Here is a 15,544-nt window from a genome sequence, read left to right as displayed (position 1 = left end):
CCCGATCTCCCGGGACGGGCGCTTCAATTTCAAATCTCAATCCAGGCTCAACGCACCAGCGAGCCGTGGCACTGCTTGAACTTCTTGCCCGAGCCGCAGGGGCAGGGGGCGTTGCGGCTGGTGCGTTCCCAGTCGTGCGGCAGGGCGGTGACCGGCAGAGCCTCGCGCTGTTCCGGCGACAGGCCGTCCGGGATGGCGCCGGCCACGGCGACGTTCTCGCCGGTCAGCGGGTCGAGGTGCACCTCGACCAGGTTGTCCAGCGACTGGGTCGGCATTTCCGGCTCGGCATAGGCGATCTCGACCGTCATCAGCCAGCGGGTGGTGTTGCTGCGCAGATCGCCCAAGAGCTTCTCGAACAGCGAGAAGGCCTCGGTCTTGTACTCGTTCAGCGGATCGCGCTGGCCATAGCCCCGCAGGCCGATGACGTTGCGCAGGTGGTCCAGGTGCATCAGGTGCTCGCGCCACTGCAGATCGATCATCTGCAGCAGGAAGTTCTTCTCGACCGAGCGCATCTGCTCGGGCGTGATGATCTCCTCGCGCTGGGCGGCGTAGGCGTCGGCCGCCTTGACGATGCGGTCCTTGATCTCCTCGTCGGCGATGCCCTCCTCGGCGGCCCACTCGGCGATCGGCAGGTCCAGGCCCAGGATCGACTTGACCCGCTCGGTCAGGCCCTCGACGTCCCACTGCTCGGCATAGGCCTTGGGCGGCAGGTGGCGGGCGACCAGGTCGTCGATCGTGTCGTGACGCATCTCGACGATGATCTCGGAGAGGTCGTCGCTCTCCATGAACTCCTGGCGCTGCTCGAACACGGCCTTGCGCTGGTCGTTGACGACGTCGTCGTACTTCAGGAGGTTCTTGCGGATTTCGTAGTTGCGCTGCTCGACGCGCTTCTGGGCCGTGGCGATGGCGTTATTCAGCCACTTGTGGGTGATGGCCTCGCCTTCCTGGACGCCGAAGGTGCGCATGATCGCGTCCAGGCGCTCGCCGGCGAAGATGCGCAGCAGATCGTCCTCGCACGACAGGAAGAACTTGGACCGGCCCGGGTCGCCCTGACGGCCGGTGCGGCCGCGCAGTTGGTTGTCGATGCGGCGGCTTTCGTGGCGCTCGGTGCCCAGCACGAACAGGCCGCCGGCTTCCAGGGCCTGCTTCTTGCGGTCGGCGATCTCGGCCTCGATGCGGGCGCGCTCCTCGGCCTCGTCCTCGGCGGTGATCTCCAGGCCCATGCCGCGCTGTTGCTGGCGCCAGTTGGAGAGGCGCATGTCGATGCTGCCGCCCAGCTGGATGTCGGTGCCGCGGCCGGCCATGTTGGTGGCGATGGTCACCGCGCCGGGCACGCCGGCGTCGGCGACGATCACGGCTTCCTGCTCGTGGAAGCGGGCGTTCAGCACCTGGTGCGGGATGCCCTTCTGCTTCTTGCCGCCGTTCTCGAACGTGTAGCTCGACAAGAGCTTGGATAGCTCCTCGGACTTCTCGATCGACACGGTGCCGACCAGGATCGGCTGGCCGCGCACGTGGCAGTCGGCGATCTGCTTGAGGATGGCCTCGTTTTTCTCGCGCTCGGTGCGATAGACCTCGTCGTCGTCGTCGATGCGCTGGATCGGCCGGTTGGTCGGGATCTCCGACACGCTCATCTTGTAGATGTCGTCGAATTCCTGCGCCTCGGTCGAGGCCGTGCCGGTCATGCCCGACAGCTTCTTGTAGAGGCGGAAGTAGTTCTGGATGGTCACCGAGGCCAGGGTCTGGTTCTCGGGCTGGATGTCGGCGCCTTCCTTGGCCTCGATGGCCTGGTGCAGGCCTTCCGACAGGCGGCGGCCGGTCATCATGCGGCCGGTGAACTCGTCGATCAGGATCACCTCGCCGCCCTTGACGATGTAGTCCTTGTCGCGCGTGTAGAGCACGTTGGCCCGCAGGGCCTGGTTGACGTGGTGCACCACCGAGACGTTGGCCGCGTCATAGAGGCCCGCCGAGTCCTCGGCCAGGTGGCCGCCGGCGATCAGGATCTCCTCGATCCGCTCCTGGCCGTCCTCGGTCAGGATGACCTGACGCTGCTTCTCGTCGTGGTCGTAGGTCCCCTTGTCCTTGATCAGCTCCTTCACGAGCAGATCGATGGTCTTGTAGAACTCGCTGCGGTCCTCGGTCGGGCCCGAGATGATCAGCGGGGTGCGGGCCTCGTCGATCAGGATCGAGTCCACCTCGTCGACGATCGCGAAGTTGTGGCCGCGCTGGACCATCTCGTCGACGCTGTAGACCAGGTTGTCGCGCAGATAGTCGAAGCCGAACTCGTTGTTGGTGCCGTAGGTGATGTCGGCGCGATAGGCGCGCTGGCGCTCGCCCTGCGACAGGCCGTTGACGATCACGCCGTAGCTGAGGCCCAGGAAGTTGTAGATCTGGCCCATCCAGTCGGCGTCGCGGCGGGCCAGGTAGTCGTTGACCGTGATGACGTGGACGCCCTTGCCTTCCAGGGCGTTCAGATAGGTCGGCAGGGTGGCGACCAGGGTCTTGCCCTCGCCGGTCCGCATTTCCGAGATGCCCGAGAAGTGCAGCACCATGCCGCCGACCATCTGGACGTCGAAGTGGCGCATGCCCAGCACGCGCTTGGAGGCCTCGCGCACCGTGGCGAAGGCTTCGTTCAGGATGTCGTCGAGAGTCTCGCCCTTTTCGAGGCGCGCCTTGAACTCGGCCGTCTTGCCTTTCAGGGCCTCGTCCGACAGCGCGGCGTATTCGGACTCGTAGGCGTTGATCTTCGCCACGCGCGCGGCCAGAGTCTTGACCTTGCGTTCGTTGGAAGAGCCGAAGAGCTTTTTGGCGAGACCAAGCATGAAGAGGAAATCCGGAGCGTTTATTTATGAGGCCGGCGCAAAGGCTTTGGCGGCCTTGACTACGGGGTTTTTCGGGGCGCGCGGAGCGACGGAAAAACCGCTCGACTTGCACGCGCGCGAGACTTAAGCACCGGTCAAAGACCTGTCAACGCGATGGGTTTTTCTATTCCCACAACGCTGGACGGAAAACGGGTAACGCGCATGGCGGGTTCGCAAGGCCGGGCACGGGGCGGGCAAGGCGGGTTCTTCTCCCTCGGCGGCGTCGGTCTGGCGGTGGCGGTCGCGCTTCTGCTGGCGGCGTGCGGCCAGAATAAGGTCGCCGAGAAGCCGCCCGAGCCCGGCGACACCGCCGTGGCCCGCGTCAATGGCCAGGTGATCTGGGCCAGCGACGTCAAGCGCGAGGCCGTGGCCCAGGGCCTGATCAGCGAGGGCGAGCCGCTGGACATCTCCAGCGAGGTGTTCCGCCAGCGCCTGGACGAGGTGATCGACCAGAAGCTGCTGGCCGCCGAGGCCGCCAAGCGCAAGCTGGACAAGGATCCGATCGCCCAGCGCCGCCTCGCCGCCGCGCGCGAGCGGATCCTGGGCGACATGCTGGTCGAGGGCGTGGTCGAGAAGGCCGTCACCGAGGACGCCATCCGCAAGCTCTACGCCGAGCAGCAGAAGCTCTCCAAGCGCTCGGAGGAGATCCGCGCCCGCCAGATCATCGTCGGCAACCAGGCCGAGGCCGAGAGCCTCAAGAAGCTGCTGGCCACCGGCGCCTCGTTCGACGCCCTGGCCATGGAGCGCTCGACCGACCAAGCCACCAAGTTCAACGGCGGGGATCTCGGCTATTTCACCCTGGACGTGATGCCCGAGCCCTATGGCGCGGCGTTGAAGGACGCCCAGAAGGGCCAGCTGGTCGGACCGTTCGCGGCCGAGGGCGGCTGGGTCCTCGTCAAGGTCGAGGACAAGCGCACCGAGGAGCCGATCACGCTGGAGGCCGCGCGTCCCCAGATCGTGCGCTTCCTGACCTATGACCAGGTGCGCGACATTCTCGAGAAGCTGCGCGGCTCGGCCAAGGTCGAGATGCTGATCGGCAAGCCTCAGGAGGCGACCGGCGCGACCGGCGCCCAGGAGCCGGCTTCCGCGCCGCCCGAGCTGCAGGGCGGCGCGCCGGCCTCGGCCCCGCCTCAACCGCCGTCCGCCCAACCCGCCCCACCCGCGAAAAAATAGACCAGCAAGAGCGGCCGTCATGACCAAGACCTCCAAGACTTCCGGCCAGACTCCCGCCGCGAAGGCGCAAGACGCCGCGCCGAACCCGGTGGCGGCCGCCGGCGCCGCGATCGAGCGCGCCCTGGTCGATCCGCTGGCCTCGGCCCTGAAGCGCGCCGGCCTGCGCCGCGCCCAGAAGTCCGCCGGCGAGGGCGCGCCGACCGCGCCCGCCCCGCCGGCCAAGGCCCCCTCGGCCGCGCCGGGCAAGCCCGGCCTGGCCGTCTCGCCCCTGGCCGTGCCGTTCCCGACCATTCCGCCGATCCCCGGCGTCGAGATCGCCACCGGCCGCGCCGGTTTCTACAAGCACGAGCGCGAGGACCTGCTCCTGATGAGCTTCGCCGAGGGCACCTCGGCGGCGGGCGTCTTCACCCGGCACGGCGTCGGCTCGGCGCCGGTGGACTGGTGCAAGCGGCAGCTGGCCGCCACCGGCGGCGCGGACGTGCGGGCCCTGGTGGTCAACGCCGGCTGCGCCAACAGCTTCACCGGCAAGCCCGGCGCGGACGCGGTTCGCCGGGTCGCCACCGCCGTCGGCAAGCGCCTGGACTGCCGCCAGCGCGACGTGATGATGGCCTCGACCGGCGTCATCGGCGTGATCCTGGACGACAGCAAGATCACCGCCCGCCTGCCCGAGGTCGAAAGCCGCCTGAAGGCCGACGCCTGGGCCGAGGCCGGCCGGGCGATCATGACCACCGACACCTTCCCGAAGGGCGCTTACGCCACCGCCATGATCGACGGCGTCGAGGTCAAGATCGCCGGCATCTGCAAGGGCTCGGGGATGATCGCGCCCGACATGGCGACGATGCTGGCCTTCGTGGCCACCGACGCGGCGATCGCCCCGGCCGCGCTGCAGACCCTGGTCAGCCTCTACACGCGCACGACCTTCAACTGCGTGACCGTGGACGGCGACCGCTCGACCAACGACACCCTGCTGCTGTTCGCCACCGGCCAGTCGGGCGCGCCGAAGATCCACCGCGCCGGCGACAAGCGTCTGGCCGACTTCCGCGACAAGCTGGAGCACGTGCTGCTGGATCTGGCCTTGCAGCTGGTCCGCGACGGCGAGGGGGCGACCAAGTTCGTCAAGATCACCGTCAACGGCGCCGAGAGCCCGGCCAGCGCCCGCAAGATCGCCCGCACCATCGCCGAGAGCCCGCTGGTCAAGACCGCCTTCGCCGGCGAGGACGCCAACTGGGGCCGCATCGTCATGGCCGTCGGCCGCGCCGACGAGCCGGTCGCGCGCGAGAAGATCAGCGTCAAGTTCGGCGACCTCTACGCCGCCCGCGACGGCCTGATCTCGCCCGAATACGACGAGGCCAAGATGAGCGCCTACGTCAAGAACCAGGAGTTCGAGGTCTCGGTGGACGTCGGCGTCGGCAAGGGCTCGGCCACGGTGTGGACCTGCGACCTGACCAAGCAGTACGTGGCGATCAACGGGGATTACCGGAGCTAGGGGGCGGGCGGCTGCCGCTCTACACGTCGTCATCCCGCGCTTCATGCGCGGGACCCATTTTTCCGCCGCAAGGGCGGGCGGAATAACGCGCTCACGTGTAAGCTGACCCATGGGTCCCGCGCATGACGCGCGGGATGACGACGCGGAAATGCTTTAGCCGGACTGGACCCATGACCACCCTGACCCCCGACCAGGAAGCCGCCCTGCTGGCCGAGCTCGCCGCCGCCTGCCGCGAGGCCGGCTATGTCGTCGAGGCGATCGACCGGGGCCTGGAGGTCTCCGGCGGCGAGGAGGAGGGGGCCTTCTATCTGCTGCCGGATCACGGCTGGCTGCAGGCGCGCTGCCTGGTGCTGGACCCCGAGGACCTGGACGAGGCGCGCGACCTGACCGCCCTGTTCGAGACCGTGGCCCGCGCGCAGTTCCGCCTGATCGGCTGCCGCTTCGGCTTCGACCCGGGGTCGGGCCTGTGGCTGATCGAGGATCTCTATCCCGGCTTCGAGGCCGGCAAGGTTCCGGCGGTGCTGGAGCAGCTGTCGTTCGTCTGGGACGCGCTGGAGGACCTGTTCGAAACCGCGCTGTCGGGAACCGTCCCCGGCGAGGACGCCTTCGACGCGGCCTTTGACCTGGAGGCGGCGACGCCGCCGAACTGACGGGTTATCGGTCGGAACCGACGGCCAAGCTTCTCGTTCCTGCTGCGTATTCCACGGAGGGTGTCACGATGGGTCGTAGGCTTCGGATGGCGGTCGGCGCGGCGCTGCTGCTGCTGGCGGCCGGGTCGGCGCGGGCCCAGGTCAAGCCGCCCGAGAAGCCGGACGAGCCCGCGGGCCGCTGGAGCGAGGCGCGCAAGAAGGCGGTCGACATCGGTTCGCAGCCGGCGCGCGACGTGGGCATCGCCAAGCGCGAGATCCCGCCGATCCTGGAGAAGGCCTTCGAGGACCCCTACAGCCTGAAGGGTCTGAAGACCTGCAAGGCCCTGGCCGCCGAGGTCACGGGCCTCAACGCCGTGCTGGGTCCCGACTACGGGACCGTCAACGCGTACGAGGAAAGCCGCGCCGGCAAGCTGGCAGAGGCCGGCGGCTCGGCGCTGGTCAACAGCATCATCCCGTTCCGCGGCCTGGTCCGCGAGGTCACCGGCGCGGCGCCGGCCGATCGCCGGATGAACGCCGCCGTCGACGCGGGCCTGGCCCGCCGCGGCTTCCTGCGCGGCGTGCACCTGAAACAGGGCTGCAAGACGCGGTTTTAGGGGGCTGGCCTCAAAAGCGTTTTCACTCCCTTAGCCTTGTCATCCCGGCCGCAGCGTAGCGGAGAGCCGGGACCCAGGAGCCAAGGGCGGTGCGTCGGCCCCTGGGTCCCGGATAGCCTCCGCGAGGCTTCCGGGATGACACGGAGAGGTGTGCGGACGCCCTACAGCGTGCTCATGTCGATCACGAAGCGATACCGCACGTCGCTCCTGTGCATGCGCTGGTAGGCCTCGTTGATCTGGTCGATCGCGATGGTCTCGATCTCGGCGACGATGTTGTTCTCGCCGCAGAAGTCGAGCATCTCCTGGGTCTCCTTGATCGAGCCGATCATCGAGCCGGCCAGGGTGCGGCGGCCGGGGATCAGGGCGAAGGCGTTCAGCGGCACCGGCTCCTCCGGCGCGCCCACCAGGACCATGGTTCCGTCCACCTTCAGCAGCGCCAGGTAAGCGCCCCAGTCGATGCCGGCCGAGACGGTGCAGATGATCAGGTCGAAGGTGTCGGCCAGGGTCTCGAAGGTCCTGGGGTCGTTGGTGGCGTGGTAGTGGTCGGCGCCCAGGCGCAGGCCGTCGGCCTGCTTGGACAGGGTCTGGCTCAGCACCGTCACCTCGGCGCCCATCGCGTGGGCCAGCTTGACGCCCATGTGGCCGAGGCCGCCCATGCCCAGGATCGCGACCTTCTTGCCGGGACCCGCGTTCCAGTGGCGCAGCGGCGAATAGAGCGTGATGCCGGCGCACAGCAGCGGCGCGGCGGCGTCCAGCGGCAGGTTCTCGGGGATCGACAGGACGTAGTCGTCCTTGACCACGATGTGATCGGAATAGCCACCGTAGGTCGGGACGTCCGAGCCCGGCTCGAAGCCGCTGTAGGTCAGGACGAGGCCCGGCTGGTACTGCTCGCGATCCAGATCGCGGGCGGCCTTGCAGTTGACGCAGCTGTCGACGAAGCAGCCGACGCCCACATGGTCGCCTTCCTTGAAGCGGGTGACCTTCGACCCGACGGCGGTGACCACGCCGGCGATCTCGTGGCCGGGGACGATCGGATAGACGCTCTGACCCCAGCCGTTGTCGACCATGTGGATGTCGGAGTGGCAGACGCCGCAGTACTTGATGGCGATGACGACGTCGTCGTCGTTGGGCTCGCGGCGCTCGAAGCTGAACGGGGCGAGGGGGGCGCCGGCGGCGGGCGCGGCATAACCTTTGGCGGCAGCCATGCGGAGAAATCCTTGAGTTCGGGGAGGTGCGTTCGGGGAGGATCGAACGCTCCGGGTTCTGCCACGTCACGGCCGCTTCGCGTTAGGCGGATCCTGCGAAGCTCTTGCACGATCCTCCAGAGCGCGGCGCGAAAGGACGCCTCAGCGATCGAACGCGACGAACGACACGACGTTGCCGTCGGGATCGCGGACGTGGAAGTCCAGGCCGCCCCAGGGCTGACGGACCAGGCGCTGGGGGAAGTCCGCCCCGCGCGTCTCGAACTCGGCGAACAGAGCCTCGACCGCGGTGGTCTCGATCGTCGCCAGGATCAGCGACGGCTCTCGCGCGGCCAGGGCGGCGAAGTTCGGCGCATGGACGTGGCGCAGATGCAGGCAGGCCCCGTCGCGCGACACCGCGCCGTAGAACGGCGGCTCGCCATGCAGAAAGTCGACGGCGAACCCCAGGACGTCGCGCCAGAAATGGGCCGCGCGCGTGACGTCGCGCACGAAGAGGATCGGCGTGGCGCTGGCGAGGCGGGCGGCGACGGGCTCGGACATGGCGCGAGCAGGCCTCGGGGCCGGGCCGCTGTCAATGCGCGGCCCGACTTCGTGGTCAGGCGGCCCGAGCGGCGGCCTGTTCGACCCGGCCGTGACGGAACCGCGCGACCAGTTCGCCCAATTGCTGGGCCTCGCTCGCCAGGTTGTGGCTGGCGGCGTTGGTCTGCTCCACCATGGCGGCGTTCTGCTGGGTCACCTGGTCCATCTGATTGACGGCCGTATTGACCTCGGCCAGGCCGGTGGCCTGCTCGCGCGCCGAGGACGAGATCGTCGCCACCAGCTCGTCGATGTGGGCCGCCTGGCGCGTCACCGTCTCCAGGGCGCCGCCGGCGCGGTCGATGAGCTCGACGCCGTCTTCGACATTGCGCGACGAGTCGCTGATCAGGGTCTTGATCTCCTTGGCCGCCTCGGCCGAGCGCTGGGCCAGGGCCCGGACCTCCTGGGCCACGACCGCGAAGCCCCTGCCGGCCTCGCCGGCGCGAGCCGCCTCGACGCCGGCGTTCAGCGCCAGCAGATTGGTCTGGAAGGCGATCTCGTCGATCACCCCGACGATCTGGCCGATCTCTTGGGACGAGGCCTCGATCTTGCGCATCGCGTCGATGGCGTTGGCGACGACCTGGCGCGATTGTTCCGTCGACTCGCGGCTGGAGGCCACCGCGCGGCGCGCCTCCTCGGCCCCTTGAGCGGTCTGGCGCACCGTGGCCGTGATCTCGTCCAGGGCGGCGGCCGTCTCCTCGATCCGGGCGGCTTGCTGTTCGGTCCGGCGGGACAGGTCGTCGGCGGCGGCCGTGATCTCGCCGGAGCCGGCGCGCACGGCCTGAGCGCAGTGGGCCAGCACGCCGACCGTGCGCTCGAGGCCGCCGATCGCGGTGTTGAAATCGTGGCGCAGGGCCTCGAAGGTCGGCGGGAAGCTGTCGTTGATCCGCCAGGTCAGGTCACCGGCGGACAGCCGCGAGAGGCCGTCGGCCAGGGCGCTCATCACGCGCTCGCGCTCGGCGGCGTCCTGGCGGCGGGCGGCCTCGCGCTCGCCGCGCTCGCCTTCGGCGCGCTGGCGCTCCTCTTCCTCGCGCCGGCGGGCGTTCTGGCGATCGACGAGGGCGTCGCGGAAGACCCCGACCGAACGCGCCATGGCGCCGATCTCGTCGCCCCGCGCGCGGAACGGCGGCTCGGCCGCGTAGTCGCCGGCGGCCAGGCCGTCCATATAGGTCGTCATCTTGCGGACGGGGTCGATCAGCAAGCGCGATCCGTACCACAGGGCGGCGAGCGTGGCGGCCATGACGGCGACGCCGGCCGCCAGCATGATCGCCAGGGCGCTGTTGGCCCCCGCCAGCACCGCCGACATCGGCGCTTCGATGACGACGTGCCAGGTGTCGGCGACGCCCGGCAGGGCCGCCGGCGCGACGGCGCGAAGCATCTTGCCCTGGGGGCCGTCCACGACCGCCTCGGCGAAGCCGGTCTTGTCGGCCTCGGCGATCAGGCGCAGCAGGGCCTTGTCGTCGACGGCCGCGCCGAGCTTGGTCTTGTCGGCGTTGGCCACCCAGACGCCGCCGCCGCCGATGATCGAGGCTCGGCCCGTGCCGAACGGACGCAGGGTCTCGGTGCGCTTGACCAGATCGGTGAGGGCCACGTCGGTGGTCACGACCCCGATCGGCCGTCCCGCCCGGCGGACGATCGACACCGCCGAGGTCATCAGGATCTTCTCGCCGTTGACGGGATAGAGATAGGCGGGCGTGACCTGGTCGCGGTTCTCGCGCATCGGCTTGGTGTACCAGGCGTCGATCCCGGCGTCGGCGGTCATCACCAGCTTGTCGAGGCCGATCGTCCGCTGCGGCGTCCACGAGTAGTACGGCACGAACCGTCCGGCGGCGTCCGACATCGGGTGATTGGTGAAGGCCGCGTCCCGGCCGTCCAGGGCGTTGGCGTCAAACACCGGCGTCATGCCGACGAACTGGGGGTTGGCCTGGATCATGTGCTTGACCAACTCGCCGACCTGATCGCGGTCCACCCGCGCCGGATCCCGCGCCAGGGACTCCACCGCCGACGCGCCGGACTGGGCGTTCTTGATGGCCAGGCCGACTTCCCGGCCCACCCGTTGACCATAAGCGTCCAGCAGGGCGCGAGCCTGGGCCGTCGCCTGCCGATGCGCGTCGGCCTGGATCACCGCCCAGCCGGACACCGTGATGCCCAGCCCCATCGCCATCAAGAGTACGCCGACAGCAATGACCAAGGTGATGCGAAGAGACTTAGGTCGCGCGCCAGTCACGGTCATGGTCCTCGAAGTTGAGGTTAAAGGATTCAATGGACTGGTGAACGAAGACTAACCCGCCCTGGGGAGCGGCCGCGACCGACTGTCGCATCCATCCCGCGCGCGTCGCTCGCGATCGGCGAGCAGGGATTGCGCGAGCGGCTCCAATCACGTTGAGTAGGGTTGAGTAAGGGGAGATGGCGTGACGGAAGCGTTGATTGTGCGTGGGCTGAACAAGACGTTCGCCAAGCCCGCGGTGACGGACCTGGACCTGACGGTTCACGCGGGGGAGCTCTACGCGCTGCTGGGCCCCAACGGAGCCGGCAAGACCACGACCTTGCGGATGGTGGCGGGGCTGACCCAGCCGGACAAGGGCGAGGTGTCGATCTTCGGCGTCGACGCCCGCAAGGATCCGGCGGCGGCCAAGGCCCTGCTGGCCTGGGCGCCCGACGAGGCGATGATCTACGACAAGCTGACGCCGCTCGAATACCTGGAGTTCGTCGCCGGCCTCTGGAACGTCGAGCCCAAGGCCGCCAAGACCCGGGCCGAGGAGTTGCTGGCCACCCTGGGCCTGATCAGCGAGGCGCGGCGCCGCTGCGAGGGCTTCTCGCGCGGCATGAAGCAGAAGGTCGCCCTGGCCGGCGCGCTGATCCACGACCCCAAGCTCCTGATCCTGGACGAGCCGCTGACAGGCCTCGACGCCGCCGCCGCCCGCCTGGTCAAGGACATGCTGCAAGCCCGGGTCGACGCCGGCGGCACGGTGATCCTGACCACCCACATCCTCGAGGTCGCCGAGCGGATGGCCGACCGGATCGGCATCATCGCCGGCGGTCGCCTGCTGGCCGAGGGCACGCTGGAGGAGCTGCGCAACCGCGCCGGCGAGGCCAGCGGCCGGACGCTGGAAGACGTCTTCCTGCAACTGACGTCGGACGCCTCGTCCGAGGGGGCGCGGGCGTGAGCCTGCCGTTCAAGCCCGCCAGCACGCCGTGGCTGCTGGCCCACGAGCTGCGCCTGGCTTGGCGCGGCGTCTGGTCGAAGCGCGCCTCGCGCGGGGTCGGCTCGCTCATCGCCTTCGCGATCCTGGGCGGTATGATGCTGATCGGCGGGATCGCCGCCGGCCTGGGTCTGCGCGGCCACCAGATTCCGGTCATCCCGCTGTCGGTCGCGATCAGCGATCTGGTCCTGGCGGTGATCATGACCCTGATGCTGTCGACGACCCTGGCCGCCTCGGCCGACGCGCTCTACGAGCGCGGGGACCTCGACTTGCTGTTTTCGTCGCCCCTGACGCCGCGCAAGGTGCTGTTCGTGCGCGCCCTGGCCATGGCGGTCAACGCGGGTCTCTTCTTCATGGTCCCGGCGGTGCTGCTGGTGACGCCGTCGATCGTTCTGGGGCATCCCGCCTGGGCCGGTCTGTTCGTGCTGCTGGCCGCCGCGTCGCTGGCGGCCTCGGGCGTGGGCCTGCTGCTGGCCATGGCGCTGTTCGCGCTGATCGGCCCGCGTCGCACGCGGACCGTGGCCCAGGTGATGGCGGCGCTGATCGGCGCGGCCTTCTTCCTGGCCAGCCAGTATCGCAACCTGATGGGCCGCCAGGCCAGCGAGACCCTGTTCGCCCGGGTCGCCAAGGAGGCCAGCCACGGGGCGTTCAAGCCGCCGCCCTTCGCCGACATTCCCCTGCGCGCGGCCCTGGGCCAGCCGCTGCCGCTGCTGATCGTGGCCGCGATCGGCCTGGGCCTCTTCCTCTTCGCCGCCCAGACCCTGGGCCGCCGCTTCGCGGACGCGGCCGCCGCCACCGCCGGGGCCGAGACCCGCAAGGCGGCCAAGGGCCCGACCCGCGCCTTCGCCGCCGGCGCGTTCCAGGCGACGGTGCGCAAGGAGCTGCGCCTGGTCGCGCGCGACGCGGCGCTGCTGTCGCAAGTGCTGCTGAGGGTGCTCTACATGCTGCCCCTGGCCTTCGTGCTGGCCCGCAACGCCGCGCACATGCCGGCCTGGGCCCTGGCCGGTCCGGCCGCGGCCGTCACCTTCCTGGCGGGCCAGGTGGCCGGAAGCCTGGCCTGGATCACCATCTCGGCCGAGGACACGCCCGACCTCCTGGCCATCTCGCCGACCCCGATCGGCGTGCTGAATCGCGCCAAGCTGACGGCGGCCCTCGTTCCGGTGGCGTTGTTGCTGGCCATTCCGATCGCCGTGATGGCGTGGTTCGCGCCCCTGGCCGCGTTCTGGGCCGCGCTGGGCGCGGGTCTGGCCGCCTGGAGCGCGGGCCTGATCAATGTTTGGCGCCAGAAGCCCGGCAAGCGCGCCGACTTCCGCCGCCGGCGCGGCGGGTCGGTGCTGACGGCGCTCGCCGAGACGATGATCACCCTGCTGATCGGCGTCGCCACGGGCCTGGCGGTGGCCGGCCTGCTGGCCTGGGCGCCGCTGCCGTTGATCGTCGCGGGCGCGCTGATGATGGCTCTGCGCCGCACGGACGAGCAGATCGCCCAGGCCCTGCGGGCGGCGTCGGTTTAGGCCTCCAGCAGCGCCCGGATTCGGCAGACCACGCCCTCGGGCTGGAAGTCGATCGTCGCCGAGCCGGAGAGCTCGGCGGCCAAGCCGCGCTCGATCAGGCGCGAGCCGAAGCCGCGGTCGCTGGGCGCGGCGACAGGGGGGCCGCCCCTTTCGGTCCAGGTCAGGTCCAGCCGGACCGGCCCCGCGTCGGGGGCCAGAGCCCAGGCGATGGCGACCTCGCCCTCCGGGGTCGAGAGGGCGCCGTATTTCATGGCGTTGGTGGCCAGTTCGTGCAGGGCCATCGACAGGGACAGGGCCGTCTTGGGGGACAGACGCACCGACGGGCCCGACAGGGTGAAACGATCGACGCCCCCGTGCAGTGTCGCGACGCGGTCGACCACGTCCTGCAGGTCGGCGCCTTCCCAGTTCTCGCGGGTCAGCAGGTCGTGCGCCTCGGCCAGGGCGACGACGCGGTTGGAGAACGCCTCGCGCGCCTCGTCCATCGAGCGCTGGCCGTTGAAGCTCTGCGACGCGATGGCCTGGATCGTGGCCAGGCTGTTCTTCACGCGGTGGTTCAGCTCGTTGACCAGCAGGCGCAAGTGCAGCTCGGCCCGCTTGCGGTCGGTGATGTTGACCACGGCGCCGACGAAGCGGTGCGCGCGGCCGTCGTCGCCGAAGAACACCTTGCCCTTCACGGCCAGCCAGCGTTCGACATGATCGTCGCGGCCCGTGGCCCGGAACTCCACCGCGTAGTCGGCCCTGACGGCGGGATCCATGGCCTGGCGCGTGGCCTCGCGCACCCGGGCCTCGTCGCCGGGATGGATCAGCGAGAAGGCCGTCTCGATGTCCACCGGTTCGCCGGCCGGCAGACCGAACATCGGGTAGCAGCGCTCGGACCAGGTCAGGGCGCCGGTGTCGACGTCCAGATCCCAGGTGCCGACATCGGCGGCGTCGACGGCCTGGCGCAGGGTCTCTTCCTGCCGCAGCAGGTGATTGACCGCTTCGCGGCGGTCGGTGACGTCGGAGATCACGCCGACGAAGCGCAAGGGCTGGCCGTCCTCGAAGAAGGTTCGCCCGAACGCCTCGACCCAGCGCAAGGCGCCGTCGGTGCGGCGATGGATGCGGTATTCCAGATTGATCGTGCCGGGGCCGGCCGGATCCAGAACCATCGCCACGGCCCCCGTGACCATGCCGCGATCGTCCGGATGGATCAGTTGGTCGAGCAGCTCCCAGGTCGGCTCGTCGTCGGGCCGCAGCCCGAAGATGTCGCGCGCCCGCTGGTCCCAGAACCGCGCGCCGGCGGTGGGGCTGTGATCCCAGCGGCCGAGGCCAGCGGCCTGGGCGGCCAAATCCAGGCCCAGCCGCGCCTGGGCCAACTCCACCTCGACCTGCTTGCGCTCGGTGATGTCGACGACCACGCCGGTGTTGCGCAGCGGCTGGCCGTCGTCGTCCAGATAGGCGCGGCCCCGGGTGTAGATCCAGCGCTCGGCGCCGTTCGCCTGGACCAGACGATACTCGGCCGAGAACTCGGTCCCCGCCGCCGCCGCCTCCAGGGCGAGGTCGCGAACGCGGTCCCGGTCGTCGGGATGCAAGGCCGGCGTATAGGCCTGGACCGGCAGGCCGGCCTCGGCCAATTCCGGGGGGACGTTGTGCAGCTCGGCGTACCGGGCGTCGGCATAGACCTTGTTGGTCTTGATGTCCCACTCCCACGCGCCGACCACGCCGGCGGCCTGGCGGGCCATGTCGTAGCGTTCCTGGGTGGCGCGCAGCGTTCTCTCGGTCGCGACGGTCTCGGAGATCTCGACCGCCGTGACCAGGACGCCGCCGATGCCGTTCTCGGCGGTGTCGTCGGGGACCGGGCTGTAGCTGATCCGGAAGTAGCCGGTCTCCTGGCCGCCGCCGCGCGTGACCTTCAACGGCAGTTCGGCGAAGGCCAGCCCGCCGCTGGCCCCGCTCAGAATGTCCTGGTGGAAGGACCGGATCGAGGCCTGGAAGTCGGGCGAGGCCTGGTCCAGCCTCATGCCCAGGGCGGCGGGGTGCAGCGCGTGCAGGGCCGGCGCGTAGGCGTCGTTATAGATCAGCACCAGGTCGGGACCCCAGCGCAGGGCCATCGGGAAGTTCGTGGCCAGGATCATGTCCACGGCCATGCGCAGGGCGGGCGACCAGGCGTCTCGCGGGCCGATGGGCGTCGTCGACCAGTCGAACGCGCGCACGCGCTCGGCCATTTCGCCGCCGGCGATCCTGGTCAGCGCAGGCGCGGCGCGCGGCTTGCCCTCGCCCATGTCCTCCGGTCCCCCGTCCGGTCAGAGGACC

At 69.9% G+C, this 15,544-nt stretch carries 11 protein-coding genes and 1 pseudogene; 7 read left to right on the top strand and 5 right to left on the bottom strand.

What is annotated here, in order from left to right:
* Positions 1-47: 47 nt before the first annotated feature.
* Positions 48-2,819 carry a preprotein translocase subunit SecA gene (gene secA, locus Q0V34_RS11435; RefSeq protein WP_297511818.1) on the bottom strand — a complete coding sequence of 924 codons (2,772 nt, stop codon included), beginning with the start codon at positions 2,817-2,819 and terminating at the stop codon, positions 48-50.
* Between the two features lie 201 nt (positions 2,820-3,020).
* On the opposite strand from secA, the gene Q0V34_RS11430 reads away from it, so the two are divergent.
* The 5 genes and pseudogenes from Q0V34_RS11430 to Q0V34_RS11410 form a co-directional block, all read left to right on the top strand.
* Positions 3,021-4,031 carry a peptidyl-prolyl cis-trans isomerase gene (locus Q0V34_RS11430; protein WP_297511815.1) on the top strand — a complete coding sequence of 337 codons (1,011 nt, stop codon included), beginning with the start codon at positions 3,021-3,023 and terminating at the stop codon, positions 4,029-4,031.
* 19 nt (positions 4,032-4,050) lie between these two features.
* Positions 4,051-5,517: a bifunctional glutamate N-acetyltransferase/amino-acid acetyltransferase ArgJ gene (gene argJ / locus Q0V34_RS11425; RefSeq protein ID WP_297511813.1), complete on the top strand. Its 1,467-nt coding sequence runs from the start codon at positions 4,051-4,053 to the stop codon at positions 5,515-5,517.
* Positions 5,518-5,651: 134 nt separating this feature from the next.
* Positions 5,652-6,167: a hypothetical protein gene (locus Q0V34_RS11420; RefSeq protein WP_297511811.1), complete on the top strand. Its 516-nt coding sequence runs from the start codon at positions 5,652-5,654 to the stop codon at positions 6,165-6,167.
* 68 nt (positions 6,168-6,235) lie between these two features.
* A complete protein-coding gene (locus Q0V34_RS11415) occupies positions 6,236-6,760 on the top strand; it encodes a hypothetical protein (RefSeq protein WP_297511810.1) in 525 nt (174 codons plus the stop codon).
* 37 nt (positions 6,761-6,797) lie between these two features.
* A pseudogene (locus Q0V34_RS11410) lies at positions 6,798-6,873 on the top strand (hypothetical protein); the annotation flags it as partial.
* Between the two features lie 48 nt (positions 6,874-6,921).
* Here Q0V34_RS11410 and Q0V34_RS11405 read toward each other — a convergent pair.
* The 3 genes from Q0V34_RS11405 to Q0V34_RS11395 form a co-directional block, all read right to left on the bottom strand.
* The gene (locus Q0V34_RS11405) at positions 6,922-7,965 is read right to left on the bottom strand and encodes an NAD(P)-dependent alcohol dehydrogenase (protein WP_297511808.1); all 1,044 of its coding nucleotides are present in this window, start codon (positions 7,963-7,965) and stop codon (positions 6,922-6,924) included.
* A gap of 141 nt (positions 7,966-8,106) precedes the next feature.
* Positions 8,107-8,502: a glyoxalase superfamily protein gene (locus Q0V34_RS11400; RefSeq protein WP_297511806.1), complete on the bottom strand. Its 396-nt coding sequence runs from the start codon at positions 8,500-8,502 to the stop codon at positions 8,107-8,109.
* A 55-nt stretch (positions 8,503-8,557) separates the two neighbouring features.
* Positions 8,558-10,702 carry a methyl-accepting chemotaxis protein gene (locus Q0V34_RS11395; protein ID WP_297511803.1) on the bottom strand — a complete coding sequence of 715 codons (2,145 nt, stop codon included), beginning with the start codon at positions 10,700-10,702 and terminating at the stop codon, positions 8,558-8,560.
* Between the two features lie 247 nt (positions 10,703-10,949).
* Here Q0V34_RS11395 and Q0V34_RS11390 point away from each other — a divergent pair, with 247 nt between their 5' ends.
* Both Q0V34_RS11390 and Q0V34_RS11385 read left to right on the top strand, forming a co-directional pair.
* Entirely contained in the window at positions 10,950-11,705 is a 756-nt protein-coding gene (locus Q0V34_RS11390; protein ID WP_297511801.1) for an ABC transporter ATP-binding protein, read from the top strand.
* Positions 11,702-13,252 carry a hypothetical protein gene (locus Q0V34_RS11385; RefSeq protein ID WP_297511799.1) on the top strand — a complete coding sequence of 517 codons (1,551 nt, stop codon included), beginning with the start codon at positions 11,702-11,704 and terminating at the stop codon, positions 13,250-13,252. Before Q0V34_RS11390 ends, Q0V34_RS11385 begins: the two co-directional genes overlap by 4 nt.
* Here Q0V34_RS11385 and Q0V34_RS11380 read toward each other — a convergent pair.
* On the bottom strand, positions 13,249-15,513 hold the full coding sequence (locus Q0V34_RS11380) for a PAS domain-containing protein (RefSeq protein ID WP_297511797.1): 2,265 nt from the start codon (positions 15,511-15,513) through the stop codon (positions 13,249-13,251). The genes Q0V34_RS11385 and Q0V34_RS11380 overlap by 4 nt on opposite strands.
* Positions 15,514-15,544 lie beyond the last annotated feature (31 nt).

Source organism: uncultured Caulobacter sp., assembly GCF_947036865.1.
In the GTDB taxonomy this organism is placed as follows: Bacteria; Pseudomonadota; Alphaproteobacteria; order Caulobacterales; family Caulobacteraceae; genus Caulobacter.
Note: the sequence above shows the minus strand (reverse complement) of the source record. Positions and strands in the feature narration are given on the sequence as shown.